The sequence below is a fragment of the uncultured Oscillibacter sp. genome (assembly GCF_950073225.1).
GTDB lineage: Bacteria > Bacillota > Clostridia > Oscillospirales > Oscillospiraceae > Oscillibacter.
Window position 1 is genome coordinate 69,994 of sequence record NZ_CATMPS010000007.1, and the last position, 26,483, is coordinate 96,476.

Sequence of the window (26,483 nt, forward strand, 5' to 3'; positions counted from 1 at the left end):
CAAAATGAGTGAGAAAAAAGATTATAATTATAACAGTCCATCCAAATTCAACGACGAGATGAAAACCATTCCGCCGGCGCGTTGGCCTACAGAGCTGGAAAAGGCGCAAATGGGCACCATGACGGCAATGGTCTCCTCTTTCGGCCTGCCTCGGATCATCATCTCCGGGTTCTTGCTGGTCCTCTTCATCCTGACCCCCTTCGTCGGGGTTGACCTGCCTACCCAAATCACCAACATCATCAACCGCTTCAGCTGGAACGCGGTGCTGGTCCTGGCCATGGTGCCCATGATCCATGCGGGCTGCGGATTGAACTTCGGACTGCCCCTTGCGATTATCTGCGGCCTTCTGGGCGGCACGCTGTCCATCCAGCTGGGCTTTACCGGCCCCATGAGCTTTTTGATGGCGGTGCTGATTGCCACGCCTTTCGCGGTGATCCTGGGTGGGGGCTACGGCCTGCTTTTGAACCGCATCAAGGGCGGCGAGATGATGATTGCCACCTATGTGGGCTTCTCCGTCATGTCCTTTTTCTGCATGATGTGGCTGCTGCTGCCCTATTCCAGTCCCACTATGGTCTACGGCCTCTCGGGCAACGGCCTGCGGCCCACCATTTCCCTGGACGGCTTCTATAATCAGGTGCTGGCCAAGATTCTGCATATCAAAATCGGGAACATTGAAATCCCCACGGGCTCTTTGCTGGTCTTCGCACTGCTGGCCTTTTTGATGTGGGCGTTCCTGCACACCAAGACCGGCACCGCCATGACGGCGGTGGGTTCCAACCCCGCTTTTGCCCGGGCTGCGGGCATCAACGTGGACCGGACCCGGATGCTCTCTGTTATCATGTCCACCTGGCTGGGGGCCATGGGCATCCTGATGTATCAGCAGGGCTTCGGCTTTATCCAGCTTTATAATGCCCCCAACAACCTGACCATGCCCACGGTGGCGGCCATCCTGATCGGCGGCGCCTCGGTCAATAAAGCCAGTATCCCCAATGTAATTATCGGTACAATTTTGTTCCAGGGAATCGTGACCATGACCCCCACGGTCATGAACTCCGCGATCCACATGGACATGAGCGAGGTCATTCGGATTATCGTCTCTCAGGGCATGATCCTGTACGCTCTGACCAGAAAGACGGAGGGTGTGAAATGAACGGGAAAAAGAACATCCCCGCCGGGAAGAGGCTTTTGGAGCTGGTGCGGAACAACGCCGTGCCCATCATGTTCATCATCATCTGCGCCATTTTTATCCCCATGGCGGGCTTCTCTCCCAGCTACCTGCTCAATGAGATCGTCACCCGTATGGGCCGGAACCTGTTCCTGGTTCTCTGCTTGCTGTTCCCCATTATGGCGGGCATGGGCCTGAACTTCGCCATGACGCTGGGCGCCATGGGCGCGGAGATCGCCGTCATTCTGGTGGCGGACTGGCAGATCTGGGGCATTCCCGGCGTGGTGCTGGCCATGATCCTGTCCATTCCCTTCTCCGCTCTGCTGGGCTTCATCTGCGGCACCTTGCAAAACATGGCCAAGGGCCGGGAGATGATCACCAGCTATATCATTAACTTCTTTATCAACGGCTGGTATCAGCTCATCGTGCTGTATGTCATGGGGGCGGTTATCCCCATCATCCACGCCAGCATCATGCTGCCCCGGGGCTATGGCATCCGCAATACCGTGAGCCTGCTGAACATGCGCCAGTGCCTGGACGATCTGCTGGCCATCCGCGTGGCGGGCGTGAAGATTCCCGTGTTCACCTTCCTTCTGGTGGGCCTTTTGTGCTTGTTCATCGTCTGGTTCCGCCGCACGAAGCTGGGCCAGGACATGCGGGCCGTGGGCCAGGATATGGAGGTGGCTAAGGCCGCGGGCATCAACGTGGACCGGACCCGCATCATCTCCGTGGTCATGTCCACCGTCTGCGCCGGTTTCGGCATGGTTATCTATCTCCAGAACATCGGCAACCTGCCCACCTACACCGGACACGCCCAGATCGGCATGTTCTGCATCGCGGCCTTGCTGGTAGGCGGTGCGTCGGTGGAAAAGGCCGGTATCGGCAACGCTTTCCTGGGCGTGATCCTGTTCCACATGATGTTCATCGTGGCTCCCGGCGCGGGCGCGTTCATCACCGGGGACTCCATGGTGGGCGAGTACTTCCGCGTGTTCCTGTCTTACGGCGTAATCACCTTGGCTCTGATTATGTATGAGGCCAAAAAGCGGATGGCGAAGAGCAAGGCGGGCCAGGAGCTGGCCGCGGCCCAGGTGAAAAAGGAGGACGCGTGATGAAGGTGAAAACGAGAAGGGTCCTCTTTGCCTTCCTGCTGGTGCTGGTGCTGGTGGCCGTCGCCGCCGCTATGATGGTCATTGGACGGGGACATACCGTCTACTTCGACAACAAGACCCTGGAGGACTATCAGGGCCAGACCTACAAGGCTTTTGAGAAAGTGGTGGTCACCGTCAAGGACGAACAGGTGGCCAAGCTGGCCAAGCGTGACCGGGGCATGTCCATCTGGATCGGGCAGAATTTCAAAATGATTCTGGAGGTCACCCGGGAGAAGGGCGGAGAGCCCGAGATTCATGAGATTGACCTGAAGCTGCCCTACAGCGTGGACGGCATCGTCATCAATCTCCCCGCCCTGCTGGCGGAACTGCCCGAGGAGGCCTGGTTCTCCGAGTTTGTTCCCGCTGTGGCGGAGGAGCCTGCGGAGGAAGTCCCCGGCGAGGGTGACGACTTCGGCTTGGGCCTGGAAGGCGAGCTGGGCCTGGAGGACGGCCTGGGCGACGTCTGATTTCCACAGCATCGGGAAACAATAGGACCGCCCCGCCAAAGGCGGGGCGGTCCTTTATTTGATGGATTGAAGGAGGAATCTCTATGGCAGTATTATCCGGCCTGGAGCCGAAAGCGGTATTCGGGTACTTTGAAAAGCTGTGCGCCGTCCCCCACGGCAGCGGCAACACCAAGCAGATCAGCGACCTGTGCGTGGACTTTGCCAAGGAACTGGGCCTTCGCTGGCGGCAGGACGAGGTGAACAACGTGGTCATCTGGAAGGACGCCAGCCCCGGCTGCGAGGACGCGCCCCCCGTCATCCTCCAGGGGCACATCGACATGGTCTGCGTGAAGACCGAGGACTGCGCCAAGGACATGGCAAAGGAGGGCCTGGACCTCCGCACCGACGGGGAATGGGTCTGGGCGGAGAAAACCTCCCTGGGCGGGGACAACGGCATCGCCGTGGCCATGATCCTGGCCATTTTGGCGGACGGCAGTTTGCCCCATCCTCCCCTGGAAGCGGTGTTCACCGTGGACGAGGAGGTGGGCCTGGAGGGGGCCTTCGCCCTGGACTGCTCCGATTTGAAGGGGCGGAAGCTGGTGAACCTGGACTCGGAGGAGGAGGGGGTCTTCACCGTCTCCTGCGCCGGAGGCGTGCGGGTGGACTGCTTCCTGCCCGGCAAAAGAGCGCCGCTGAACGGGGAGGCGGGCTATAAGATTTCCCTGGAGGGCCTCCTGGGAGGCCACTCCGGCGGGGAGATCCACAAGGGCCGGGCCTCCGCCAACCAAGTGATGGGCCGGGTGCTGTACAGCGCCATGGAGCGCGTTCCCGGCCTGCGCCTGGCGGATGTGCGGGGCGGAAGGTTCGACAACGTGATCTGCTCCCGGAACCAGGCGAAAGCCGCTGTCCCGGCGGACCGGGCGGGAGAGTTTGAGGCGTTCATCCGGGAGTTTGACGCTGCGCTGAAAAACGAGTATGCCGGCTGTGACGGCGGCGTCACGCTGACCTGTGAAAAAACCGCCCTGGAGGGCGCGCTGACCCCGGAGGCGACGGCAAACATGCTCCGCACCCTGCTGGCGGTGCCCCAGGGGGTCCAGGCCATGAACGTGGATTTCCCCGGCCTGGTGCAGACCTCCCTGAACATGGGTGTGATGGAGATGAAGGAGGACGGGCTCTATTTCGGCATCTCCGTCCGCTCCTGCATCGCCACCCAGAAGGACATGATGGTCCAGCGGCTGAAGGCCATCCTGGAGCTTGGCGGGGGAAGCTTCACCCTGCGGGGCAGCTACCCCGGCTGGCAGTACGACCGGAATTCCGCCCTGCGGGAGGAGGTGCTGGGGGCCTACAAGTCCGTCTGCGGCAAGCAGGGGACCATTGAGGCCACCCACGGCGGCCTGGAATGCGGCTTGTTCGTGGAGAAGCTGCCGGGGCTGGACGCGGTGTCCTTCGGCCCGGAGCTCCACGATGTCCATTCCGTCAAGGAGCGGCTGAACGTGGCTTCTACCCAGCGGGTGTATGAGGTGACGCGGGAGCTGCTGAGACGGGAGAGCGCCGCCGGGAAATAAGGAGAGACCGTCAAGGGCCATTCCCCAGAATGGCCCTTGACTTTCCTGCAATTGGGTGTATCATCTTTTTAGGACGAACTTATACGGAGCGGGGTGTGGATCACGAGACGGAATCGATATGGACGGCGGTATGCGGGGCGGCGGACCCATACCCGGCGGACTAGAGGGCAGATCCAGCGGCTGGTCAGGGTGTGGACGGCGGGGGCCGTTATCCTGCTGGCGCTGGCGGCGGCGTTCCTCCTCCTCCGGGGCGGCGAAGGGCCCGGCTTTGAGGAGGGGGACCTGCTGGTCTGCGTCGACGGCGATGGCTCGGCAGAGCTCTATTGGCCCAAGGCCACCGCCCCCTCGGGCATGTATCGGGTGGAAGTCACCTGCGGCGAAACCAGCGAGACGCGCTATTGCACCCAATCGGCCCTGAGCCTTTCCGGCCTCCCGGAGGGGGAGGAGCTGGAGGTTCAGGTTCGGGCCGTGGCCGACGGAAAGAGCCTCCTTGGAAAACCCAAGGAGGTTAAGAGCTGGAAGGTCTTCCGGGCGAAGCTGCTCCCGCCGGAGGCGCCGGAGGCCCCGGAGGTCTCCGGTACGCTGGAGGACGGCGTGACCTCTCTCCGCTGGACTGGGGAGGGGGAGGTCTTCCAGGTTTTTCAAAGCAATGTGAATTCCGCCCAGGGAGCGGCTGGCGGCGTTCTGCTGGCCTCTACCAGGGAGAGGGCCATTTCTTTAGAAGGGGACCTTTCCCGGCTCACAGTACGGGCAGGCTGGAAAAAGCGGGGCTTCATCCTCTGCGGCCCCGCCTCGTCTCCGGTTTCCCCCCTGCCAGGGATTACCGGCGGGCAGGACCTGCCCAGCGGCGGGCAGCTGTCCCTTGCCTGGCAGGAGACTGCCCCCCGGCTGTGCGTCCTGGAGTGGAACGGGACGCAATGCCACCACTTTGAGGTTCAGCGATGGGCGGGGGAGAAGTGGGAGACCGCCGCCCGCCTCGCGCCGGAGGAGCGCGTGCGCTATGACCTGGGGCGGCTGGGTTCCGGGTCCTATAACCGCTTCCGCGTCGCCGCCCTGGACGGGGACGGAACGGAACTCCAGGCGGAGGAGGTTTCTTTCTGGGCCTCCGTCTCTCCGCTGTACGGCACCATCTGGCCCATCCAGAGCCTCACGCTCTATGAGGACCCCGGAAAAGGGACGCGCCTGGCCTCCGTCCCCGGGGGGACGGCCCTGTGCGTCCTGGCGGAGGAAGGGGATTGGTTCCGGGTCCGCTATGGGGAGGAATACGGCTGGGTGGACAGCCGCTTTTGCATGATCGATCTCCCCGAATACGTGGGGGACCACTGTACTTACGACATCACCAACAGCTACGACTCCCTCTTCGCCGTCCATGGCTCACCCATCCGGGAGGTGACCCACCAGGTGCTTCCGGGCTATGAGAACGTGCAGATGGCGGACGGGACCTTCCTGGTCCCCTACCTGTACCCCTGCGCGAAAAAGCTGCTCACCGCCGCCCAGGCGGCGGAGGCCGACGGCCTCCGGCTGAAAATCTACGAGGCCTTCCGCCCCCAGCGGGCCACCCGCTTTTCCTACGACACCACGGAAAAGCAGCTGAAGGACCCCGCCCTGACGGAGTCCGGCGCACAGGTGGGGACGACGCTCTCCAGGCTTATGACGGACAACGGCCGTTTTAACCTGAGCAGCTTCCTGGCCCGGACCATCTCGTCCCACAACCGGGGCATTGCCCTGGACCTGACGCTGGAGAAGCCGGAGGGGGAATTGGAGATGCAGAGCGGGATGCACGATTTGAGCTGGTACTCCGAGACCTATCTGAACAACCTGAACGCCAAGCTGCTGGAGGGATACATGAAAGCTGTGGGCATGAACGGCCTCAGCTCGGAGTGGTGGCACTTCCAGGACGACGCTACCCGGAAGGCCATCGGCCTGAACAGCAGCCTGGAAAAAGGTGTCAGCCCCGAGGGCTGGACCCAGGACGACGGCGGCTGGCGCTATCGAAACGCCGACGGGAGCATAGCCCGGAACACCGCCCTTACGATAGACGGCCGGGTCTATACGTTCGACGGGTCGGGCTACGCGGCGGGCTGACGGCGCTTCCCATGGAATGAACAGGCGGACCGGACAAAAAAATTTGTCCGATCCGCTTTGTTTTTTGGAAAAGTGCCCATATGTCCTTTTCCGACAAACCCTGGATGGGTTATAGTAATGTCATCAACGATAAAGGAGTGGGCCCCATGAAAAAAGTCGAACGCGCATACGCCTCCCTGAGGGAGCGGATCAGGACGGAATGGGTTTTGTATCTGCTGGCCTTCGTCTTCATCCTCATCGCGGACTCCATCGGACAGATCAAGATTCCCGTCTGGAAGGGTACCTTCATCATTTTTCCCATTTTCTACGCCCTGTTCCTGGGCATCCTCACCGGCCCCAACGTGCTGAAAATCCTGGACGACAAGAAGGTCAAGGCCGCCTCCGGCCTGGTGGGCGTGGCGATTCTTCCTTTTGTGGCCAAGCTTGGCATCAACGCCGGGGCCAACATCTCCATCGTGATCTCCGCCGGGCCCGCCCTGCTGCTCCAGGAGTTCGGCAACCTCTGCACCATCTTCCTGGCCATGCCCCTGGCCCTGATGCTGGGCCTTAAGCGGGAGGCCATCGGGGCCACCCACTCCATCAACCGGGAGACCAACCTGGCGCTGATGCAGGACATGTTCGGCGCGGACTCCCCGGAGGCCCAGGGCAGCCTCTCCGTATACATCGTCGGCGGCATGGTGGGCACCATCTACTTCGGCTTCATGGCCTCCATGGCCGCGGCCACGGGCCTCTTCCACCCCTACGCCCTGGGCATGGCCTCCGGCGTGGGCGCGGGCATCCTGATGAGCTCCGCCGTGGCGGCCCTCTCCGAGGTCATGCCCGCCTACGCCGACCAGATTGCCGCCATGGCCTCCGCCAGCGAGACCATTTCCGGCATCGACGGCATCTACATGGCGATCTTCATCGGCGTGCCCCTGTGCAACGTCCTGTACCGCAAGCTGGAGCCCACCCTGGGCCGCCTGACGAAAACCGGCCGGGAACTGGCCGGGAAGAATTGAGGAGGAGAGCGTTATGACCATTAAGGATTGGATTTTCGTCCTGGCCATTTCCGGCCTGGGCATGATGACCGCCAATTTCATCGGCTTTGACGTGGCCTTCACCGAGTCCCTGCCCGGCGTGCTGGTGCTGTTGCTCATCGCCCTGTGCGCCGCGGGCCTTGCCCATGTGATTCCCCTGAAGCTTCCCACGGTGGCCTACTGCTCCATCTTGGGGCTGCTGTGCGCCTGCCCGCTGTCCCCCGTGTCCCAGTTTGTCATTGAGTCCGCCGGGAAGATCAACTTCACCGCGCCGCTGACCATGGTGGGGGCCTTTGCCGGCATGTCCATCAGCAACCAGCTGAAGATGTTCTTCAAGCAGGGCTGGAAGCTCATTATCATCACCGTCCTGGTCATGACGGGCACCTTCTTCGGCTCCCTGGTGGTGGCCCAGGTGGTGCTGGGGCTGACCCATGCCATTTGATCTGATACTGGCGGCCCTGGGGAGCGGCGCCGTGGGGCTCTTCATCGGCTGGTGCGGCGTGGCGGGCTTCCTGCTGCCCATTCTCTTCACCAGCGTCTGCGGCCTGCCGGTGACGGAGAGCCTGCTGCTGAGCTTTTTGTGCTTTGCCGTCTCCGGGGCCATCGGCTCCTGGAACTACTACCGCCGGGGAGAGCTGCCCCTGCGGCCCGCCCTGATCCTCTCCGCCGGAAGCCTGGCGGGGGGACTGCTGGGCGCGGCCCTGGGCGGGCTGCTGGCGGCGGAGACCGTCAAGGTGGTCCTCTACGTGGTGGTGTTTCTCTCGGGCCTGGCCATCGCCGTCCGGGAGCTCCGGCCTCAGAAGGGGCCCGAAAAGGGAAGCGCGTTTCCCAAGCCCCTGCCGCTGCTGGTCCTGGGCTTTGCCACGGCCCTGCTCTGCGCCCTCTCCGGGGCGGGAGGGCCGGTGCTGGTGATGCCCCTGCTGGTGGCCATGGGGGTTCCCGCCAAGACGGCGGTGGGCGCGGCCCTGCTGGACTCCGTGTTTATCGCCCTGCCCGCCGTGGCCGTGTACGGAAGCCGCTGTGCGTCCCTGGCCGCCCTGATCCCCATTCTGCTGGCGTCGGTCTTGGGCCACGCCGCCGGGGTCTTCACGGGCAGCGTCACCGCCGCCCATGTGCCCCAGTCCCTGCTGAAACGGGGGGTGGCGGCGTTCTCCATCTGCTTTTCCTTATTCATGCTGTTGAAATAGGAGGGTTCCCCATGCCGAATGATTTCCGCTGTGACCTGCTCCTTACCGGCGCCCGCTATCTCTCATCGGACATGGCCGTGGTTTCCGGAAAGGCCATCGCCGTCAAGGACGGTAAAATCCTGGACATTGTGGACCAGGACAAGTGTGCCTACCAGGCGGAGACGGTTCTCTCCGGCTCCCGCCTGCTCTGGATGCCCGGCTTGGTAGACGGCCATCTCCACACCAGCCAGCAGCTCCTCCGGGGGCGGCTGCTGGACGAGAAGCCCGTCATTTGGAAGCGGGTCAACGTCCCCTTTGAGAGCCGCCTGGACGAGGAGAGCTCCCGCCTCAGCGCCCAGCTGGCGGCGATAGAGATGATCTCCTGCGGCACCACCGGCTTTGTGGACGCGGGGGGAAAGTACCCGGAGGTTTACGCCGGCGTCTATCAGGCGGCGGGGCTCCGGGGCCGCCTCAGCGTCATGACCAACGACAATCCCTTCTGCCCCGAGAGCCTTCGGGCCCCTTCCGTCCCGGCGGCGGTGGACCGTCTGCGGGCCATGAAAAGCGCCCTCACCGGCCTCCTGAAGCCCATCTACTCCGTCACCACGCCCACCGCCGTCAGCGAAGAGCTGCTCCGGGCGGTGTTCCAGGCGGCGGCGGAGGACGGCGTGCCGGTGGAGACCCACATGAACGAGTACGCCAGCGAGGTGACGGACTTCCTTGAGCGCTATGGCGAGCGCCCCTTTGTCTGGCTGGAAAGGGAGGGCCTTTTGCCGGCCCCCATGACCGCCCCCCACTGCATTTTCCTCAGTCAGGAGGAAATCGCCGTCTTGGCCCGGCGGCAGGTCCGGGCAGTCCACTGTCCCTTCTCCAACTGCGGAAAGGGCGTGCCGCCCACGCCCCAGCTCCTGGCCGCCGGGGTGCCCGTGGGCCTGGGCACCGACGGCTCCGCCCACGGCGGGCTGGACCTCTTCCGGGAGATGCGCCTATTCCGGGGCGTGATGAACGCCACCCGGGGCGTTGGGACGGCGGATTCCTGCATCATGCCCGCCGAGACCCTGCTGAAAATGGCCGCCCAAGGCGGCGCGGCGGCGCTGATGGAGCCGGGCCTGGGCGTCATCGAACAAGGCGCGCCCGCGGACCTCATCGCCGTGGACACCGGCGCGCCCCACCTCTGGCCCACCCAAAACCTGGTGCATACCCTGGTGGAGAGCGCCAGCGGGGCCGACGTGCGGCACTCCATCGTCAACGGGAAGCTGCTGATGCGGGACCGGGAGCTGCTGACCATCGACCGGGAGCGGGTCCGCCGGGAGGCGGAGGCCCTCTTTGAAAAACAGCCCTGGCTCCAGAGCTGGAAGTAAAGAAATGCCCTTGTGCGCCTCTTGCGGCTGTGTTATCATAGCTGCAAGAGGCGCTTTTTTATTTGGCGGCGGAACGGAGGTGCCCATATGCGTTACTGTGAACTGCTGGAGCTGGCCCCGGGCCTGGAGGAGTACACCCGGCAGATCCCGGAGGAGCTGGACGGGCAGTTTCAGCTCAAGACCTATCCCGCCCACGCCCTCATCCACCAGAAGGACAGCCCCCTGGAGCGTATCGGCATCCTGCTCCAAGGGACCTTCCGGGTGGTGAACGAATTTGAAAACGGCAATGTCTTCATGATCGAGGTGAACGAGGCGGTGTCCTTCATCGGGGAGGTGACGCTGCTGGCCGGGGCGGCTACCACCTCCGTGTCCATTGAGACGGTGACGGACTGCCTGGCGGCTTTCCTGCCGCTGGAGACCTTCGACGCGTGGCTCCGGCAGGACATCGGCCTGCTCCGGGCCGTCAGCCGCCACGTAGCCGCCAAGCTGTACTGCTCCAGCTACAGCAGGGGAGAGCGGCTGTTCCACTCCGCCAAGTACGTGCTGCTGAAATACCTGGTCCGTCAGGCGGAGGAGCAGGGCGTGCGCACGGCCGGGCAGGTGGTTCTGAATAAGACCCGGCGGCAGATCAGCGAAGAGGTGGGCCTGACGGAGAAGACCATCAACCGCACCCTGACCCAGTTTGTGAAGGACGGGGTGCTCTCCATCCGGCGGGGCAAGGCGGCCTTCAGCGCCGAGGAGTACCACCGGGCCCAGAAGGAGCTGAGGGTTTACATGTCCCAGAGTAAGAATGGGGCGAGCACCTGAAAAAGCTTCGGCCGGCCCGCCCGGATGCCTGGCGTTATCTTCCAGAAAATTCTAATAAATTCCTGGAAAACTTTGGAAAAGAAAAAACTTGTCGAAATTTGTACATTTTAACCCGGAAAAAAGTCAAAAAAACAGTTGCAATTTTTAGAAGACTTGGTATAATAAAACACGCAACAACACTATATGCTGTAGAAGCGGAAGTACGGCAAAGGCAAGCCCTGTACAGGGCTTGGTGGTTTCTTAATCAGAAACCACCAAAAGGCCTTTGTTAAAGTACTTTCGAAACGGTAAAACGACGTTGCCGGAATTTTTTCTCAGAGAGGTTGAGGAAATGCAGGAGCGTGTGTGAAAATTGGGTTTTCGTCTGCCGCGGTACCATTGGGGCAGCGGATCATATCCTAAGAATAGCAGGCGGGGAACGCGGTGAAACGGCGGTTCGGCCTGTTTGGCGAAACCAGCAGCATTCTCCCAATATTTTTGTTCAAAAACACCATTCTCCCTTGAAAAGCGGGCATTGGGCAAAAATTGTCACGGCCGTCGGCAGCAGCGCAAACCGGCTCCGCGTGGAAGGAGCCTGTGTATTTGTGCGCGTGGCTGTCTCAGCGTGAACCTTCTACCGTCGCAGTTTTCCGCCCAAGGTGTTTATTGGACATCGGCCGCAGTTTTGAACTGTACCGGAATCCAAAACATCGGGGCGGATATTCGTTTTTTGAAGCTCTTTGGCGCGCTGAAGCCTTGTGGCCGCGCGGCTTGCCGAACTGACCGATAAAGGAGAACCGACGCCATGACGGATAGAGAACTTCAAAAGCTGGGACGGCGGGAGCTGCTGCAGCTGCTGCTGGAACAGGCCAAGGAGTCCGAGCGGCTGCGCAAGCAGGTGGGGGAGCTGGAGGAACAGCTCCGCCAGACGGAGGAGGGGTATGAGCGCCTTCGGGACCGGCTGGACAGCAAGGACGCCCAAATCCACGAGCTGGAGGACACCCTCCACGCGGAGCGGGAAAAGCGTGAGACCGATTTGGAAAACGTCGGGTCCATTGCGGAGGCCGCCCTCCGCCTGAACGGCGTGTTTGACGCGGCACAGCGCGCCGCGGATTACTATTTGCAGAGCATTCAAACCCTGTATCCCCTGCCGGAGGGCGTGGAGCTTCCCCCGCCGCCGCCGGTATGGGAGGCGGCTCCGGCCCCAGCCCAGGCGGCTCCGAGTCAGCCCGTTCCACCGCCCGCGGAGGAAGCGGCGCGGACGGCGGAGGAGCCGTCAAAGCCCCCCGCTCCGGCGGCGCCCCCGAACCGCGCCCGGCGGCCTTTCGGGCTGAAGAGCAAGCAGGAGAAGGGAAAGTGGACGCTGTTTGTGGGCTGGCAGCATGACTGATAAGGAACGCGTGCCATGAAGAAAAAAGAGCAAAAGCTGGAGATTCCCTCCATTGCCCAGCTGGAAGTGGAGCTGAACCGGGAGAAGTACCGCTGGCGGTTTCGCCGGGTTCTCCGCAGCACCATTTACGCGCTGATTACCGTGGCCGCCGCCGCCGTACTGGTGGCGACTTTGTGGATGCCGGTCCTCCAGATCGGCGGGAACTCGATGGCTCCCACTCTGACGGACGGCGAGATTGTGGTTTCCTGGAAAGGCTCCGGTTTTGAAACGGGAGATATCATCGCCTTTTACCACGACAATAAAATTCTGGTCAAGCGGGTCATCGCGGGCCCGGGAGACTGGGTGGATATCGACGAGAGCGGAACGGTGTACGTCAACGAAGAGGAATTATATGAGCCCTACCTGGTGGAGAAAGCCCTGGGCGACTGCGATATCGCGCTGCCGTATCAAGTGCCGGAGTCCAAAATCTTTGTGATGGGCGACCACCGCAGCGTGTCGCTGGATTCCCGGAACACCGTTCTCGGATGCGTCGCCTACGACCAGATCGTAGGGCGGCTGCTGTTTCGCGTGTGGCCCCATCAAGCTGCGGGCCTCATTTAAACGATTAACCACGGAGCATGTGGTTTGTTCAGCGTATCTTGAAAGAAAGGAGTGCATGACATATGGGCGGCAACTTGTCCTCTCAGGTGGCACGTTGCATTGATGTCCACCAGCGAAGACGGCGGGGCCGGCAGGCGCTGACCGTTTTGGCTGCGATCGTGGTATTCTGCACGGTCTATGCGCTGATGATGCCGGCGGTTACAATGTCCAACCAGGTTATCTGCGGCCTGGAGGCTCATGTCCACAGCGACGAGTGCTGGACGGTTGAGCTCTCCGGGCCCCAGCCGGAGCTGGTCTGTGACGCGATGAGCTACGGCGGCGTGGTCATCCACCAGCACAATTCCTTCTGCTGCGACGAATACGGCGAGCTGGTCTGCGCTCTGCCGGAGGAGGAGATCCACCTCCACGATAAAAGTTGCTATCAGGAGCAGCGGGAGCTGATTTGCCGGGAGCTCCAGGAAGTGGGACATGTCCACGGCGCTTCCTGCTGGGCCTATGACCGGGGCGGGCTGATCTGCGGCCAGGCGGAGGAGGCGGAATCCCATACCCACTCGGACGCCTGCTACCAGACGGAGAGCCGCCAGGTGCTTTCCTGCGCCCTTTCCGAGGAGGAGCCCCATGTCCATGACGGCGGCTGCTACACCGCCAGGACATGGCAGGAGCTCGTCTGCGGCCTCTCCGAGTCGGAGGAGATTCTGGATGAAGAGGGCGGCGTGCTGGACGCCGGGCACCGTCATGACGGCTCCTGCTATGCCGAGAAGACGGAGATGGAACTCTCCTGTACCCGGGAGGAGACGGAGGGCCACCGCCACGACGAAGGCTGCTATACCACGGAGGAGGAGCGGACGCTGGCCTGCGGCCTCGCCGTGGCCCAGGGCCATGTGCACGGCGAGGAGTGCTACGAGTGGGTCCAGCGGCTGGTGTGCCAGGAGGAGGAGCGGGAAACCGGACACGTCCACACGGACGAGTGCTACCAGATTACCGAGCTTCTGGCCTGCCGCCGGCAGGAGCTGACGCCCCACGCCCACGATGAGAGCTGCTATGGCGAGGAGGGCGGCCTGCTGTGCGCCCGGCCCGAGGCCATAGTCCATGACCATGACGCGGACTGCGTCCATGTTCCCGAGGGAGAGATGGAGGAAATCCGCGCCCTGACCTGCGGGATGGAGGAGCATGAGCACACCGAGGGCTGCTATGTGGAGCTGGTTCCCAAGGAGGACGACGGGTGCCTGTGCGGCAAGCCGGCGCATCTCCACAAATCCGAGTGCTACTTCGAGGATGGGACGCTTTGCTGCACCATGGAGGAGCACGTCCATACGCTGGCCTGCATGCAGGAGCCCCTGCCGCAGGACCCGGAGCCGGAAGAGCCCGCGGGACTGTGGCTGGCGGAGGACTATGCGTATGAAAACGAGGAGTTCCTCCTGACCTTCCACATCAACGGCTACGCTTCCCTGGCGGAGGATGACGGGGAGGGAGCGGACGGCGTTCTCCCCGGAGAACCCGAGCACCGTCCCTCCGGCTTGCCTGATATTCCGGAAGATTCGGGCGCTTTGGAGGAACCGGATTTAAATAGTGAAGAGGTTCTTCCGCCGGCGGAGCCGGATCAAGGGCTGGCTGAGGCTGCGAGCATCCGCACCTTCTACGCTCTGCCGGACATGGAGGATTCCGGCGAGAACTATGGCATTGAGGACAGCGGCTTGGCGCCGCCTCCTTCCGAGCCGGAGGGCGGGGAGTATCCGCCTCCCGCGGAGCCTGACATGGAACTTCCGGAAGATAGGCCTTCCGTGGAATCCGATGGGGATTTCTCCGGGGACTGGACGTATCCGGATACTCCCGCTTTGGACGGCATAGACGGGCGGGCGGAGCTGGACCCGGCGGACGTGGTGTTCTCCGTGGAGTTCCAGGAGGACGGCGAGGCCTATGAGAGCCTGGCCGCCCGGGCCGAAGAGCTGAGTGAGGACGAGGTGCTTTTGCTCCGGGTCCTGACCCTGACCGCCACGATTGACGGGCGGCCTCTGGACCTCTCCGCCTGTACGGTGGAGGTGGAGGTGACCCTGTCTGCGCAGATGCTGGAACAGCTGGAGGCTTTCAGCGAAAACCAGCCTCTGGGCATCAGCGCGGACGGCGAGGGCGCTGTGGACGGCGACGAAGCCGAGGCGGCGGCGCCGAGCCTGACCCTGGTGGCCTACAGCGAGGAGACCGGCGGAGCGGTAAACGAGCTGGGGAGCGTGACGGTGAACGATCTGGGAAGCGCGGCGGAGCCCGAGGCTCAGCCCAGGATGACCTTCACCACCCGGGGCGGCGATCCGACGGGATTGTCCCTGCTGATGAACGTGTACCCGGTGTTCACGGTGGAGTACTACGCGTGGATTAAGGAGCCCGCCAAGAGCGGCGGTGCCGCCTCGCTGTCCTTCATCGACACCAGCGCGGAAAACAACGGCGGAACGGCAAGGCTGCCGCAAAACGGCACGACGCCGAACACCATGAATCTGCAGCTGAACGCGGACGGAACCGTCCTGTTTGCCCAGCCGAAGATCACGCGGGTCTATAAGGACAAAAAATTCCAGTTCAACCCCAACAAGGATGAGCTGACCATCGCGAAAATGTTCGGCATGATGGAAAACACCCATTATGACATCAGCGAGCTCTGGGTGCTGAAGGACGGCGTGGAATTTGAAGCGGCCGAGGCGGTCCAGACCGACGAGGAAGCGGCGCAGTACTGGGACGTCTACAGCGAGAACCTGGATGGGCTGCGCTTCACGAACAACCCCAAGGCGGCCAGCGAGACGGTTATCCCCATTACATCCGAAACCCGCTTCCGGCTGGTGTATACCCAGCGCCAGGATACGATGGTAAACGACAAATCCGTCTTCTACGACTACGACATCACCGACGGAGTCCAGAGCGGAAGCAATCCGGTTACGGTAAATACCAAGCGGCAGGGCATCAACAACCCCGGCAACTACCCGGAAGGCACAACGGACGCGAAATTCGGCTTCGGCAACGCCAACACAGGTTCCGGCCTGGAAGATGAGACCTGGCACGGGCACACGCTGAACAGGATCAACGGGGACCGTGGATATGAGGGATGCACCTTTGGATTGGTGCAGAGCTTTGCCGGCGGCAGCGTGGTGTACAGCAACGGAGTGGCGGGACCGAACCTCTTCGGCGGTTCGCCGGCCACGGGTAAGACCTGCTACGACCAGTACTCTCTGGAGTTCTTGCAGGAGGGCGACACCCACACGCTGAGCGCCGTGAAGGAGGGCGACCGCGTTGTCCTGGGTAATCTGCAGAATTTCGGACATCCGGGGAACTACACGAGCATCTGGACCAACGGCATACGCGACGGCGCCGTGGGCTTCTGGCCGCTGGACGGACTGAAGGGCGAAGACCCGGCGTTTGGTGCTCCGAAGGCCACGCTGGGGGCAGATAACAAGCCTGTAACAAATATAAAATACGATGACAACACATGGCACCGCCTGCCCGTAAGCGACAACGGCCAGGACCACAACGCCTTCTTCGGCATGAACTACTCCGTGCAGTTCGAACTGTCCGAGGAGTACGTGGGGCCCCTGGAGTACTATTTCTACGGCGACGACGACATGTGGGTCTTCCTGGGCAACGAGCTGGTGTGCGACATTGGCGGCGTCCACAGATCCGTGGGCGAGTATGTGGACCTCTGGGACTACATCCCCGGAGGACGGGAGGACCACGAGGCGAATACCTACACCCTCAGCGTCTTTTTCACCGAGCGGGGCGCCTCCGGCTCCACCTGCTGGATGCAGTATACCCTGCCCAACGCCATGGCGGTGCCGGTCATTAAGGCTCCGAACCAGGAGAACACGCCCCTCACCATTCAAAAGGCAGTGGACGGAAATCTGGTGACCGACGAGCTGCGGGAGACCTTCTACACCTTCGATCTGACGCTGATCAATACCATGGAAATCTATCAGGCGACGGTGTACGACGGACAAGGCCGCCCGGTGCTTATGAAAGAGGCGGACGGCGTGCTGGTGTACGACGAGGAAAACGACGGCGACCAGACCAAAACGCGCTCTTTCTCGATATCCGGCGGCGAGAAGCTGGTCTTCACGCTGCGGGACGGGTGGTATCTGCGGATTGCGGACCTCTCGCCCTACGCGGGCTATGACGTGAACGAGATTTTCCCGGAAGGCGAGCCGCCGGAGGGATGCACCACCACTGTGCAGGTGACCAAGGGGTCCGTCGAAAACCCGGCGGCGAGTGGAACCAACGGCCACGACGAGTCCATGGGTATGGACAAAACGACGGTTACCTTTACAAACATGTTTGCGTATGAGCTGCCCGAGACCGGAGGGTCCGGGACCATCCCGTATACTTTGGCCGGAGGACTGCTGGCGACGGCGGCGCTTTGGCTGTGGTATAGAAAGAAAACCGCAGAAGGGAGGGGGGCAGACAAGGCATAAGGGCGGAATGCCCCTTCTCCCCACGCAAAATTCAAAGAGAGAATCCCAAGCATAAGGAAGGAGATCATAAGATGAAACACATGAAGAAGCTGAGCAGCCTGCTGCTCGTCCTGGTTCTGGCGCTGGCCCTGGCCGTGCCGGCGCTGGCGGCCCCCGGAGACGGGGTGAAGTTTGTGAATCCCCCGGACAGCACGCACACCTATACCCTGTATAAGATTTTTGACGCCGAGCTTGACGGCGGTTCTCTGAAGAACTTCAAATGGAACGCCGACCACTTCAACAAGGGGCCCTTTATTTCCGAGATGGCGAAGCTGGCCTCCAGTGAGAACGCGGACGAGCAAAAGATCGGAGCTCTGTTCCAGAACCTGACGAATCCCACGGACGATGAGCTGGCAGCGGCTCTGGACGCCGCGAGGCGTGTGAGTGAGGCGATTTCCGGCCGGGTGGTCGCCGCCGCCCTGAACGCCCAGGGCGTGCAGAACTCCGCCCCCGCGATCTCCCTGAACACTCCGGTGGGCCCCGGCTATTACATGATTATTGACACGCCTCCCGCCGGTGGTGGAAGTCCCGCGTACTCTCTGTACAATGTCCTGAAAGACGAGGGCACCATTTCCATCAAGGATAAGTCCTCCAAGGAAACCACGAGCGTAACCAAGCGCGTCCAGAACGCGGACGGCGAATGGGTCCTCGGAGCGGACTACGAGATTGGAAAGCCCTTCAACTTCCAGCTGAGCGCCCCCATCAAGGGCTTTGACCCCGAGTCCGATTACAATGTGATTTTCCACGATATGATGGACGCCGACCAGATGACGGTCCCTGAAAAGTCTCAAGTCAAGGTCTACATTCAGAAAGCCGACGGGACCAAGCTCGATGTTACCGCGTTTGAGTTTACTTCCGGACTTAGGAATGAGAAGTGCGAGGAAAACTGCGCGTTCCATGTTTCCTTCAACGTGGCCGCGTTCAAGGACCAGGGTGTGAAGGATGGAGACCTGATCTTCGTTGAATACGAGTCCTCCCTGAAAGAAGGCGCCGCCCTTGGCTCCGCCGGCAACAAGAACGGCGTCAAGCTGGAATACCCCGGCGGCGAGACTCCCGGAAACGACGTTACGGTCTACACCTTCAATTTGGTGGCCGACAAGGTAGACGGCAGTACGGCGGACAAAGCGCCTCTGCCCGGCGCCGTGTTCGAGCTGACCATGCCCGACGGCACCACGGTCCAGCTGGGTACTCCCGTTTATAAGGACGCCCAGGGCGCTCCTATCCTTGACGCCAACGGAAATCTCCAGTATATTGTTGGTAAAAATGAAGACGGAAGCGATATCATTGGCGGCGCCGACCAGGCGATGACCCAGTTCACCTTCCCCTCCCTGGCCGAGGGCGAGTATGTGCTGACGGAGATCGAGGCCCCCGTAACCGCCTCCGGCACGAAGTACAATCCGGTGGGTCCCTTCTATTTCAAGGTCGAGCCCACTTATGATACCGAAAACGGCATTGACAAAGTGCTGTCCGGACTTAAGATTACCCCCCAGCCTGAAAAGGGCGGCGAGACCCTGGGGATCACGGTAAACCTGGAGAGCGGCACCGCGAATATGACGGCCACAATTGAAAATAACACCGGCCTGGTAATGCCCGAGACCGGCGGCATCGGCACCACCATTTTCTACATTGTGGGCGGCGTCCTGGCCGCGGGCGCGGTGATTCTGCTGATTACCAAGCGGCGCATGAGCGTCGAAGAAGAGTAAGCCCCTTTCCGCCGCGCCGCGGGAAGACCGCGGCGCGGCGGAGGGAGTGAACGAACATGAAAAAACATCTGTCCACCGCGCTTCTCCTCCTGGTCCTTCTGGCCGGGGTTGCCCTTTTGCTTTACCCCACCGCCAGCGACTATTGGAATTCCTTCCACCAGTCCCGGGCAATCGCCGGTTACGCCGAGAGCGTTTCCGGGCTGAACGCCGTGGACTACGAGCATATCTGGCGCAGCGCCAGGGAGTACAATGCCCGGCTGCTGGAGCGGGCGAACCCCTTCCGGGTCCTGGAGGAGGACGAGGCGGACTATAACGGCGAACTGAATGTGGGAAACAACGGGATCATGGGCTACATCGAGATTCCCGGTATCGAGGTGAGCCTGCCTATTTACCACGGCACCAGCGACGGCGTGCTCCAGGTGGCCGTGGGCCACTTGCAGGGCAGTTCGCTGCCGGTGGGCGGGCCCTCCACCCACTGTGTCCTTTCGGGACACCGGGGGCTGCCCAGCGCGAAGCTCTTTACGAACCTCGACCAGCTGGCCGAGGGCGACATCTTCATGCTCCGCATCCTCAACGAGACCCTCACCTATGAGGTGGACCAGATTCACATCGTCCTCCCGGACGAGATGGGGGATCTGGTGGTTCAGGAGGGGCAGGATCACTGCACCCTCGTCACCTGTACCCCTTACGGCATCAATACCCATCGCCTCCTGGTCCGCGGAAAGCGGATCGAGACCCCGGAGGCGGCCTCCTCCGCCCGCATCACGGCGGACGCCGTGCGCATCGACCCCATTCTGGTGGCTCCGGTGGCGGCGGCTCCCATGCTGCTGGCCCTGTTCATTTGGGCCATCGCGGCCCCCGGCGGGGGAAAGAAGAAATCTTCCGGCAAGCGCGTCAAGAAGCAATCGTAGGAAAGGCAGGCGTACCATGATGAAGCTGAGACAAGGATTTAAACGGGCCGCGGCGGCTGCGCTGGGCCTGCTCCTGTGCGCCGTCTGCCTCACACGGCCCGCCGGAGCCGTCATAAACAGGAATATTCCCGTGATTTCCGGGGAGCCCTGTAGTCTGACACTGGACTTTAAGGACCCCGGCGTCACGTTTCACCTTTACCGCGTCGCCAGCGTCAGCGCCGGCGTGCGCTACACGCTGCTGCCCATGTTCTCCAATGACCCGTATTTTCCCCAGGTCATGGATTTCAACAACATCACCAAGGCCAGCCAGTGGGCGGACCTGGCCACCACGCTTCGCCCTTATTTAGAGCGGTATTACTCCCCCATGAGGACCGTCACGACGAACCGAAACGGCGTGGCCGTGTTTGACGATCTCCCCGTGGGGCTCTATCTGGTTTCCGGGGACCCCTACTCTGTTACGAAAGCCAATGGCGAGATCCGGGACTATCAGCCCTCCTCCTACTTCGTGTGCCTGCCCTACTGGACGGACCAGAGCGGCGGGGGGGAGGAATGGGTCTACGACCTGGTTGTGAACGGGGCCAAGAAGGACGAGATTCCCCACGAGGCCGTCTCGCGGCGGGTCATCAAGATCTGGTCCGCCGGTACCCGCAAAGAGCCGGTGATCGTGGATCTGCTGCGTAACGGCCAGGTAGTGGATACGGTGGAGCTGTCTTCCCGCAACAACTGGCGCTATGAGTGGACGGATCTGGAGCCGGGCTACCGCTGGGAGGTTCTGGAACGGCCCGGGTCCTACCAGGTCAGCATTTCCCAGACCGGCGGGACCTACCGGATTGTCAACTCCAACCCGCTCCCGCCCCAGACGGACCGGGACGACGACCCTCCCGGCACAACGACTACCACCACGCCGCCTTCGCCGGACATTCCCCTGGAGGACACGGAGGTGCCCCTGGATCAAACGCCCTACCTGGACCCGGACTACGATTCCGACGAGATTGAGATAGACGACGAGGACGTTCCTCTGGCGAGGCTGCCCCAGACCGGGCAGCTCTGGTGGCCCGTACCCCTGCTGGCGCTGACCGGCATGGGCCTGTTCTTCTTTGGCTGGGGCCGGCACAGAAGGGGGGAGACGGATGGAGAATAAGAAGGGCGCGTTCTGCATGGCGGCGGGATTTCTGCTGGTGCTGGCGGCCCTGCTGCTGACCGGGTATAACGTGTGGGACGAGGGCCGCGCCGGCGACGCCGCCGACGCGACCTTCCAGGCGCTGAAATTCCAGACCGAAGAGGGCCGGGAGGAGCTGCCGGAATATATCCTGCCCGATTATCTGGTGGACCCCCGGTTTGAGATGCCGACGGTGGAGATCGACGGCTATGACTATATCGGCTATTTGGATATTCCGTCCCTGGAGCTGAGCCTGCCGGTTATGAGCGAGTGGAGCTATCCCCAGCTGAAGATTGCCCCCTGCCGCTACGCCGGGTCGGTTTATTTGGACGATATGATACTCGCCGCCCACAATTACGACCGGCATTTCGGCCGCCTGAAAAATCTGGAGGGCGGCGAGCTGGTTCGCTTTACGGATGTGGACGGGAACGTCTTTGATTTTTCTGTGACGGAGCTGGAGCTGCTCTGGCCCGAGCAGACGGAGGAAATGCTCTCCGGTGAGTGGGATCTAACGCTTTTTACCTGTACCCTAGGCGGACGGCAGCGCGTCACGGTGCGCTGCGACCGGATAGAGGATATGGCCGGCTGAGAAAGGAGGCCACGCATGATGCGTAACGGCAAACAAATTCCCGTGCTGCTGGCACTGTTGTGCCTGCTGCTGCCGGGCTGCGCCGAAACGGCGACAGACGAAGCCGCCTTTGGAGATTTCAGCGGCGAGACCCTGTATGCCAGAACCGCCACGGATGAGGAGGCCTTCGGGCTTGCAAAGGAGAGGGCGGGTGAAAGCGCCGAAACCATTCCCCAGGAGGATTCCCAGGACCAAACGCCTTTGGAAGAGGAAACGGTGACGCTGGAGGACGAAGAGGCGGTGCCCCTGGCGGCTTCGCCCATGCTGCTGCCCGTGGCGGGCGGCACTGCCGTGGAGAGCGGCGGCGGGGCGGAAATCGACTACTCCAACATTTCGGACGGCTACGTCATGGTCCGCCACGCCGGGGCCAACAGCAAGCGGCTGCGCGTGCAGGTGGTGGGACCCAATACCACCTATACCTACGACCTTCCCACCGGCGGCTGGTCCACCTTCCCCCTGTCGGACGGCAACGGGAGCTATAAGGTGATGGCCCTTCAGAACACCGAGGGGAAAAAGTACGCGAAGCTGGCGTCCGTCACGTTCCAGGTGGCGCTGACGGATGAGTTCGCCCCGTTCCTGCGGCCCAACCAATACGTGGATTACGGCGCCGCCCCCAACACTGTGGGAAAGGCGGCGGAGCTGACCGCGGGCAGCAGCGACGGATTGGACAAAGTGGCCAAGGTCTATGACTTTGTGGTTGGGAATCTGACCTATGACGAGAAGAAGGCCGCGACGGTAAAGAGCGGCTATCTGCCGGTGCTGGACACGGTGCTTTCCACCAAGACGGGCATTTGCTTTGACTACGCGGCCCTGATGACGGGGATGCTGCGCTCCCAGGGGGTCCCCTGCAAGCTGGTCGTGGGCTACGCCGGTAAACAGTACCACGCCTGGGTCAGCGTCTGGACGGAGAAAACCGGCTGGGTAGACAATATTATCTACTTTGACGGCAGCACCTGGCAGCGGATGGACCCCACCTTCGCCTCCTCCGGAAAGAGCAGCGCGTCCATCATGCAGTACATCGGCGACGGAAAAAACTACACCGTCAAATATCTCTATTGAGGAGCATCACATGAAACGAACGTTGAGTTACGGAGAAATCGCCGAAGTGAGCCTGGAGCTGTCTCTGCTTCTCCATGCCGGTGTGGGGACGGGGGACGCGCTGTACCTGCTGGGGGAGGATTCGCCCCACAAGAAGCTGCTGTCCGCCATGGCGGACGAGGTGGACGGCGGGGCCGCGTTGGCGTCCGCTATGCGCAGCAGCGCGGCGTTTCCCACCTATGCCTGCGGCTTGGTAGAGGTGGGCGAGCGGACTGGAAGGACCGAGGAGGCGCTGGCGGCCCTTTCCCGGTACTATGAGGACCGGGTGCGGATGGACCGGCGGGTGCGCAGCGCGCTGCTGTACCCGGCGGTGATGCTGGCGCTGATGCTGGTGGTAATCGGCGTGCTCCTGGTGAAGGTCCTGCCGATTTTTGACGATGTGTACGCCTCCCTGGGCACCCGGCTTACCGGCGTGGCCGCGGGCCTTTTGACCGTGGGCCGGTGGCTGGAGGGCGCGCTGCCTGTTTTTTGGGCCGTGCTGGCGGCGCTGGTGCTGATAGGGTTCCTCTTTACGGCGGTAGGGCCGCTGCGGCGGAGCCTAGTCTCCTTCTGGCAGCGCGGCCATGGGGACCGGGGCGTCAGCCGGAAGCTGAACAACGCCCGCCTGGCCCAGGCCATGGCCATGGGCATGGCCAGCGGACTCCCCCTGGAAGAGGCGCTGGGCCTGTCCGCCGGATTGGTGGAGGGCGGCGCGAGGCGGCGGTGCGAGGACTGCCGGAAGCGGTTGGACAACGGCGAGGTGCTCAGCGCCGCGCTGAAGGCCAGCGGTTTGCTGCCCGCAAGCCAGAGCCGCCTTTTGGAGCTGGGCCAGCGCGGCGGCGCGGGGGACGCCTCCATGGAGAAGATCGCCCGGGACCTGAGCGAGGAGGGCGAGGCCGCCCTGGACGCCGCGGTGAGCCGGGTGGAACCTGCGCTGGTGCTGCTTTGTTCCGTGCTGGTGGGGCTGATTTTGCTGTCGGTTATGCTGCCCCTGATGCACATCATGTCGGCGATTGGGTGAGCGTATGAGGAGAAAACATTCCCTTCTGCCCTCCCTGCTGAGGGGTTTGCTGCTGCCGGTCATTGCGGCGGCGGCTTTGCTGTTCTTTGCCATGGCCGTCAACAACCTTGACGGCGGGCGGACGGAGGAGGACCGGCGGCAGCTGGAGGAGTCGCTGCGCCGGGGTTGCGTGGCCTGCTACGCCGCCGAGGGCGTTTATCCTCCCACGCTGTCCTATCTGGAGGAGCACTATGGCCTGCAGATTGACGAGGAGCGCTACACCGTGCATTACTCCGCCTTTGCGGAGAATCTGATGCCGGATATCACGGTTCTGGAGAACACGCCATGAAAAGACGGGGAATACAACATCATCTGGACGGGCTTTTGGCGCTGCTGCTGTTTGGCGTTTTTACGGTGTGCGTGCTGTCGGTGCTGCTGACGGGGGCGCGGGCCTACCGCCGCCTGACGGTCCGGGATCAGGCCTCCTACAGCCGCAGGACCTGCGCCCAGTACATCGCAACCCGGGTGCGCCAGGCGGACTGCCTGGGCGGTGTGACGGTGGAGCCTTTTGGAGGCGCCGCCGCGCTGGCCTTTACGGAGGACGGCTTTACCACCAGGGTCTATTGGCATGACGGTTATCTGATGGAGCTCTACGCGGGAGAGGACGCGGAGCTTTCCCCGGAGGACGGGGAGCGGATCATGGAAGCGGAATCCCTATCCCTGTCGCTGCGGCGGGGACTGCTGACGGTGGACGTTGCCGGAGACTCCGGTCAGCCCGACCGTCTGTTTCTGCTTCTTAGAAGCGGAAGGGGGTCGGTCTCATGAAGAGCCGCGCGCCCCTGGCCCTGATGGAACAGATGGTGATGCTGCTGGTGTTTGCCCTGGCGGCGGCGCTGTGCCTTCAGGCCTTTGTAAGATCGGACAACATCTCCCGGCAGAGCGAGGCGCGGGATCGGGCGGCCATGCTGGTCCAGTCCGCCGCAGAAGCCATTCAGTCCTATGGCGGAGACGCCTGCGACGCCTTTGCCGGCGCGGCGGAGCTGCTGGGCGGACAATATGAGCAGGGCCTTTTGTGGGTGGATTACGACGAGGACTGGAACCTGGGCGGAGACGCCTACCGGCTGGAGGCCCAGGGCATTTTGTCGGAAAATCCCGCTTTGCGTGAGGCCGCCGTGCAGATGGTGGACGCCCGGGGCAAGCCTATTTTCTCCATTCAGATTGCGTGGCAGGGGGAGGTGCGCGGCAATGGGTAACGAGAAACGCGCGCTTCCGCCCGCTGTGGGCGGCAGCTCCCTTTTAACGGTCTTTGCCGTGCTGTGCCTGACGGTGTTTGCCCTGCTGTCCCTGGCGACGGTTCAGGCGGACGCGCGGCTGTCGGACGCTTCCGTTCAGACGGTGGCGGGGTATTATAAGGCCGATCACGCCGCCCAGGAAATTTTGGCCTGCCTGCGGAGCGGCGCACCCCTGCCGGAGGGACGCACGGTGCGGGCCACGCACGGCCCCGACCACAAGGGAACGCTTTTTTCCTACACCTGCCCCATCTCCGGCACGCAGAACCTGGAGGTGGAGGTCATCGTGGAGGAGGACGGCGGCTATACTATCTTGCGCTGGCAGGCGTGTCCCGCGGCCGAGTGGGAGAGCGACGATTCCCTGGACCTGTGGGACGGCGTACTGTTTTAAAGGAGGCTTTCTATGTCAAAGCTGTTGGAATACTTGCAGCGGGTGGTGACCGACAAGGCGTCGGACCTCTTTCTGGTGGCGGGCGGGCCGATCTGTGAGAAGCTGGAAAAGCGTCTCCAGCCCATCAGCGAGGACCGGGCTTACCCGCGGGATACGGAGAACCTGATTCGGGAGATTTACCAATTGGCGGGACGGTCCATAGACCGCTATCTCCAGCAGGGGGACGACGACTTTTCCTTCTCCGTGGCCGAGCTGGCCCGCTTCCGGGTCAACGCGTACCGGCAGAGAGGGTCCATGGCGGCAGTGGTGCGGGTGGTGTCGTTTGAGATTCCGAACTGGAAGAGTCTGGGCATTCCTGAGCAGGTGATGAACCTGGCCGCCGTGGACCACGGCATGGTGCTGGTCACCGGCACGGCGGGCAGCGGAAAATCTACCACCCAGGCCTGTGTCATTGACCGGATCAACCGTACCCGGGAGTGCCACATCATCACGCTGGAGGACCCCATCGAATACCTTCACCGGGACCGCAAAAGCATCGTGAGCCAGCGGGAGATTTCCATCGACACGGAGGACTATCCCTCGGCCCTGCGGGCCTGCCTGCGGCAGGCGCCGGACGTTATCCTCCTGGGTGAGATGCGGGACCAGGCGACCATCCACACTGCCATGACGGCGGCGGAGACCGGGCACCTCCTCATCGCCACCCTGCACACCAAGGGCACGGTAAATACCATAGACCGCATTGTCGACACCTTCCCCAGCGGACAGCAGGATCAGATTCGGGTGCAGCTGAGCATGGTGCTGCATACCGTAGTCTCGCAGCAGCTGCTGCCGGGGACCCGCGGCGAGCTGGTGCCCGCCTTTGAGATTATGCACATGAACAGTGCCATTCGAAGCTTGATTCGGGACAGCAAGACCCATCAAATCGACAATGCGATCGCCGCGGGGGGCGGCGAGGGAATGGTTACCATGGACCAGTCAATATTGGCCCTTTGCAAGGCAGGGGCCATCACACCGGAGACGGCGCTCAGCTATGCGGATAATCCCGAGCAGCTGCGCCGCCGTTTAGGCTGAACCACAGGCAAAGCATGAGAAGGGGGGGGAGCGGGAATAAACAGG

The 26,483-nt window shown here is 62.4% G+C and carries 24 protein-coding genes; all 24 read left to right on the forward strand.

Annotated features, from left to right (window positions below; all coding sequences use genetic code 11):
* Window positions 1-4: 4 nt before the first annotated feature.
* Window positions 5-1,150: an ABC transporter permease subunit gene (locus Q1M04_RS05825; protein WP_363323648.1), complete on the forward strand. Its 1,146-nt coding sequence runs from the start codon at window positions 5-7 to the stop codon at window positions 1,148-1,150.
* Window positions 1,147-2,274: an ABC transporter permease gene (locus Q1M04_RS05830; RefSeq protein ID WP_295756394.1), complete on the forward strand. Its 1,128-nt coding sequence runs from the start codon at window positions 1,147-1,149 to the stop codon at window positions 2,272-2,274. Before Q1M04_RS05825 ends, Q1M04_RS05830 begins: the two co-directional genes overlap by 4 nt.
* Complete coding sequence (locus Q1M04_RS05835) at window positions 2,274-2,780, forward strand: DUF6672 family protein (RefSeq protein WP_297997581.1); 507 nt, start codon at window positions 2,274-2,276, stop codon at window positions 2,778-2,780. Before Q1M04_RS05830 ends, Q1M04_RS05835 begins: the two co-directional genes overlap by 1 nt.
* A gap of 83 nt (window positions 2,781-2,863) precedes the next feature.
* Complete coding sequence (locus tag Q1M04_RS05840; protein WP_297997579.1) at window positions 2,864-4,324, forward strand: aminoacyl-histidine dipeptidase; 1,461 nt, start codon at window positions 2,864-2,866, stop codon at window positions 4,322-4,324.
* Between the two features lie 93 nt (window positions 4,325-4,417).
* Window positions 4,418-6,409, forward strand: a complete 1,992-nt coding sequence (locus tag Q1M04_RS05845) for a M15 family metallopeptidase (protein ID WP_297997577.1) — start codon at window positions 4,418-4,420, stop codon at window positions 6,407-6,409.
* A 146-nt stretch (window positions 6,410-6,555) separates the two neighbouring features.
* Entirely contained in the window at window positions 6,556-7,407 is an 852-nt protein-coding gene (locus tag Q1M04_RS05850; RefSeq protein ID WP_204790035.1) for a DUF3100 domain-containing protein, read from the forward strand.
* Window positions 7,408-7,420: 13 nt separating this feature from the next.
* Window positions 7,421-7,867: a hypothetical protein gene (locus tag Q1M04_RS05855; RefSeq protein ID WP_204790034.1), complete on the forward strand. Its 447-nt coding sequence runs from the start codon at window positions 7,421-7,423 to the stop codon at window positions 7,865-7,867.
* Window positions 7,857-8,612, forward strand: a complete 756-nt coding sequence (locus Q1M04_RS05860; protein ID WP_204790033.1) for a sulfite exporter TauE/SafE family protein — start codon at window positions 7,857-7,859, stop codon at window positions 8,610-8,612. Before Q1M04_RS05855 ends, Q1M04_RS05860 begins: the two co-directional genes overlap by 11 nt.
* Before the next feature lie 11 nt (window positions 8,613-8,623).
* On the forward strand, window positions 8,624-9,952 hold the full coding sequence (locus Q1M04_RS05865; RefSeq protein WP_295756405.1) for an amidohydrolase family protein: 1,329 nt from the start codon (window positions 8,624-8,626) through the stop codon (window positions 9,950-9,952).
* 87 nt (window positions 9,953-10,039) lie between these two features.
* Entirely contained in the window at window positions 10,040-10,759 is a 720-nt protein-coding gene (locus tag Q1M04_RS05870) for a Crp/Fnr family transcriptional regulator (RefSeq protein ID WP_297294407.1), read from the forward strand.
* A gap of 784 nt (window positions 10,760-11,543) precedes the next feature.
* A complete protein-coding gene (locus tag Q1M04_RS05875) occupies window positions 11,544-12,128 on the forward strand; it encodes a hypothetical protein (RefSeq protein ID WP_297997572.1) in 585 nt (194 codons plus the stop codon).
* Window positions 12,129-12,143: 15 nt separating this feature from the next.
* The gene (lepB, locus tag Q1M04_RS05880) at window positions 12,144-12,728 is read left to right on the forward strand and encodes a signal peptidase I (RefSeq protein ID WP_293279227.1); all 585 of its coding nucleotides are present in this window, start codon (window positions 12,144-12,146) and stop codon (window positions 12,726-12,728) included.
* A 62-nt stretch (window positions 12,729-12,790) separates the two neighbouring features.
* Window positions 12,791-17,170 (forward strand): fibro-slime domain-containing protein, encoded by a 4,380-nt coding sequence (locus tag Q1M04_RS05885; RefSeq protein ID WP_297997570.1) that lies wholly within the window; start codon window positions 12,791-12,793, stop codon window positions 17,168-17,170.
* 71 nt (window positions 17,171-17,241) lie between these two features.
* Complete coding sequence (locus Q1M04_RS05890; protein WP_297997569.1) at window positions 17,242-18,912, forward strand: LPXTG cell wall anchor domain-containing protein; 1,671 nt, start codon at window positions 17,242-17,244, stop codon at window positions 18,910-18,912.
* A 56-nt stretch (window positions 18,913-18,968) separates the two neighbouring features.
* Window positions 18,969-19,823: a class C sortase gene (locus Q1M04_RS05895; protein ID WP_293279230.1), complete on the forward strand. Its 855-nt coding sequence runs from the start codon at window positions 18,969-18,971 to the stop codon at window positions 19,821-19,823.
* Window positions 19,824-19,839: 16 nt separating this feature from the next.
* Entirely contained in the window at window positions 19,840-20,964 is a 1,125-nt protein-coding gene (locus Q1M04_RS05900) for a Cna B-type domain-containing protein (RefSeq protein WP_297997566.1), read from the forward strand.
* Window positions 20,954-21,571: a sortase gene (locus tag Q1M04_RS05905; protein WP_297997564.1), complete on the forward strand. Its 618-nt coding sequence runs from the start codon at window positions 20,954-20,956 to the stop codon at window positions 21,569-21,571. Before Q1M04_RS05900 ends, Q1M04_RS05905 begins: the two co-directional genes overlap by 11 nt.
* Before the next feature lie 18 nt (window positions 21,572-21,589).
* On the forward strand, window positions 21,590-22,669 hold the full coding sequence (locus tag Q1M04_RS05910) for a transglutaminase family protein (RefSeq protein WP_293281725.1): 1,080 nt from the start codon (window positions 21,590-21,592) through the stop codon (window positions 22,667-22,669).
* 10 nt (window positions 22,670-22,679) lie between these two features.
* Window positions 22,680-23,708, forward strand: coding sequence for a type II secretion system F family protein (locus tag Q1M04_RS05915; protein ID WP_297997562.1), 1,029 nt, complete (start codon window positions 22,680-22,682; stop codon window positions 23,706-23,708).
* A gap of 4 nt (window positions 23,709-23,712) precedes the next feature.
* Window positions 23,713-24,036 (forward strand): hypothetical protein, encoded by a 324-nt coding sequence (locus tag Q1M04_RS05920; protein ID WP_297997560.1) that lies wholly within the window; start codon window positions 23,713-23,715, stop codon window positions 24,034-24,036.
* Window positions 24,033-24,512, forward strand: a complete 480-nt coding sequence (locus tag Q1M04_RS05925) for a DUF4860 domain-containing protein (RefSeq protein ID WP_297997558.1) — start codon at window positions 24,033-24,035, stop codon at window positions 24,510-24,512. Before Q1M04_RS05920 ends, Q1M04_RS05925 begins: the two co-directional genes overlap by 4 nt.
* Window positions 24,509-24,940, forward strand: coding sequence for a hypothetical protein (locus Q1M04_RS05930; protein WP_293281732.1), 432 nt, complete (start codon window positions 24,509-24,511; stop codon window positions 24,938-24,940). Before Q1M04_RS05925 ends, Q1M04_RS05930 begins: the two co-directional genes overlap by 4 nt.
* Window positions 24,933-25,367, forward strand: a complete 435-nt coding sequence (locus Q1M04_RS05935; protein ID WP_295756428.1) for a hypothetical protein — start codon at window positions 24,933-24,935, stop codon at window positions 25,365-25,367. Before Q1M04_RS05930 ends, Q1M04_RS05935 begins: the two co-directional genes overlap by 8 nt.
* A 12-nt stretch (window positions 25,368-25,379) precedes the next feature.
* Window positions 25,380-26,438: a type IV pilus twitching motility protein PilT gene (locus Q1M04_RS05940; protein ID WP_293281737.1), complete on the forward strand. Its 1,059-nt coding sequence runs from the start codon at window positions 25,380-25,382 to the stop codon at window positions 26,436-26,438.
* Window positions 26,439-26,483: the final 45 nt, after the last annotated feature.